Here is a 2,258-nt window from a genome sequence, read left to right as displayed (position 1 = left end):
TCAACCACTCAGCAGCGCTGGATGAATTGACGGGGCAAAGGTAAGACAAGAAAGTGGTTGTTGTCGGCCCGGGCACTCGGCTTGTGTGTAGCTGGCAAGTTGGGTGAGGGTTGAGGGTGTAGCGTTGAGGGTTGAGGGTTTGAGTTTAAAGTTTAGAGTTTAGTGTTTAAAGTTTATTATCAGTATTTTATGAAAAAATGCGTATCCATCGTCTATCGTCTATCATCCATCGTCTGTTCTCTGCTCACCCAAACAACTCCCTTTCCACCCAGGCGCACCAGATATGGCCTATGGTGATGTGTGCTTCCCGGATGCGGGGCCGTCAGTCGATTTTTCCGAAATTTTCGGTCAGTTTTGCTCAGGTGGTACTGTTTGTAATTTCGTGGAGGCTTGTGCAAAGGAAACATCAGTATTGCCAAAAAGAGTATTGGACTCTGATTGCAGGCGATCGAGGGCAAGCTGACAATAAACAGGATCAATCTCGACTCCAATGCTGTGACGTTGACTCCTCATGGCTGCAACCATGGTCGTGCCAGTACCACAAAAAGGATCGAGGACGGTGTCGCCGACAAAAGAAAACATATTGACCAGCCGATAAGCGATTTCGAGTGGAAAGGGGGCGGGATGTTTTTTTGTGGAGGCGCCCGAAATGTTCCAGATTTGTTGGAACCAGGATTGAAACGTGGCTTTATCGATTTTGCTCAACTCACGTTGCTCTGCAGTGGGTTTGCGATAGCCGCCGGGTTTCCGCTGCATCAGAATGAATTCGATGTCATTCTTGATGATGGCGTTGGGCTCGTAGGGCTTACCCAGAAAGCCGCTCCCCTTGCTCATTTCAAAGTTGGCATTGGCGATCTTGTGCCAGATGATTGGGTTGAGGTTGTCAAATCCGATTTTTCTGCACATTACGCTGATATCGGCATGAAGCGGGAAAACCAGATGCCTTCCGAAAGCACGACGTGACACGCACACATCGCCCACTACACATACGAGTCGTCCACCAGGTACCAGCACCCTGAAAACTTCCTTCCACACTTTTTCCAGCTCAAACAAAAACTCTTCGTATTGATCGATGTGACCAAGCTGCCGGGGATGATCCCGGTATTTTTTCAGGTTCCAGTATGGCGGGGAGGTAACGACCAGATGAACGCTTTCATCCGGAAGGAAAGAGAGGTCTCTTGCATCACCTTGGAATAGTTGATGAGTTGTAGCGAGTGTTGCGCTCATTTTAACTTTTTTAAAGTGTATATAAGGCTGGAAATGAAGTTTGAAAAACCAAGTTGCTGTGCGGGCTCCTCGAACTTGCCTTGGGGTCCTGTGTTGCGGTCCGAGGTAATTAATGCAGCTGCAGAATAGAGTTTTTCTTTTACCAGCCGGTTGCAAAATAACTCATATCGCTGGAGATAGGAAGTGTGTGCAAATTCGGGAAAAATGTCGAAGTGGGGTGATTTCACCTTTACAGGGCGAAGGGATGCCTCGCATTTCTCTACCAGCAGAAAATACCCCACAAAAGGGAGGGGGCTGTCACCAAATACACCTTTGTTGAAGGCTTTCTTCAAATCAGTGGCACTACCTACTGCTTCCTCGATGCGGTTGTTGAAATTGTTGCCGAAGGAAGGGCCTATATGGGATTTGGTTTCAATTACTGCTATAAGCCTTCCATCCTTGATGACCAACAAATCCCATTGTTTGGCGGGTCGAAAATACCCGGGCAGTTCCAGATCTTTTTTCAAAAATATGTTTGCTTCATCAACCCCTTGTTCGCAAATGATTTGCCGAAAAAGGGAGAGGAAACTATCCATATGCTTGCCAGCAGTTACGCTTTTCCGTTCACCCACATCTTGCCGTTGGGATGCAGATTTTTGCAGGTTTCGAGTCTCCCAAAATTCCTTGATAGCTTGCTCAAGACCTTTGTAGTAGTTCATTGTCATAGAGAAACAAGTGGTTAAATGAGTTCCCTGAAAAAATGGTTGAGGGTGTTGCGTTGAGGGTTTGTCCGTAATGCGTGACGGCCCCGTTACACGGGGCAGGCTGGGACGGCGTGACAACGTAAACTATCCATCATCCATCGACTGTTCTCTGCTCACCCAAACAACTCCCTTTCCAACCACGCGCACCAGATGTGGCCGATGGTGATGTGTGCTTCCTGGATGCGGGGTGTGTCGTGGTGCGGCACGACGATGCACAGGTCGCACAGCGTGCGCATGCGGCCGCCGTCGCGGCCCGTGAGGCCGACGGTGTGCATGCCCTGGGCGCGC

General features: G+C 49.0%; 2 protein-coding genes. Both read right to left on the bottom strand.

What is annotated here, in order from left to right:
- Positions 1 to 348: 348 nt before the first annotated feature.
- Complete coding sequence (locus D6694_15300) at positions 349 to 1,227, bottom strand: site-specific DNA-methyltransferase (protein RMH34267.1); 879 nt, start codon at positions 1,225 to 1,227, stop codon at positions 349 to 351.
- Positions 1,224 to 1,931: a restriction endonuclease gene (locus D6694_15295; protein RMH34266.1), complete on the bottom strand. Its 708-nt coding sequence runs from the start codon at positions 1,929 to 1,931 to the stop codon at positions 1,224 to 1,226. Before D6694_15295 ends, D6694_15300 begins: the two co-directional genes overlap by 4 nt.
- Positions 1,932 to 2,258: the final 327 nt, after the last annotated feature.

This window comes from Gammaproteobacteria bacterium (assembly GCA_003696665.1).
Lineage (GTDB): Bacteria > Pseudomonadota > Gammaproteobacteria > Enterobacterales.
Note: the sequence above shows the minus strand (reverse complement) of the source record. Positions and strands in the feature narration are given on the sequence as shown.

Excerpts from the sequence above, each read along its gene's own strand:
- D6694_15300 (RMH34267.1), bottom strand. The coding sequence starts at position 1,227 with ATGAGCGCAACACTCGCTACAACTCATCAACTATTCCAAGGTGATGCA.
- D6694_15295 (RMH34266.1), bottom strand. The coding sequence starts at position 1,931 with ATGACAATGAACTACTACAAAGGTCTTGAGCAAGCTATCAAGGAATTT.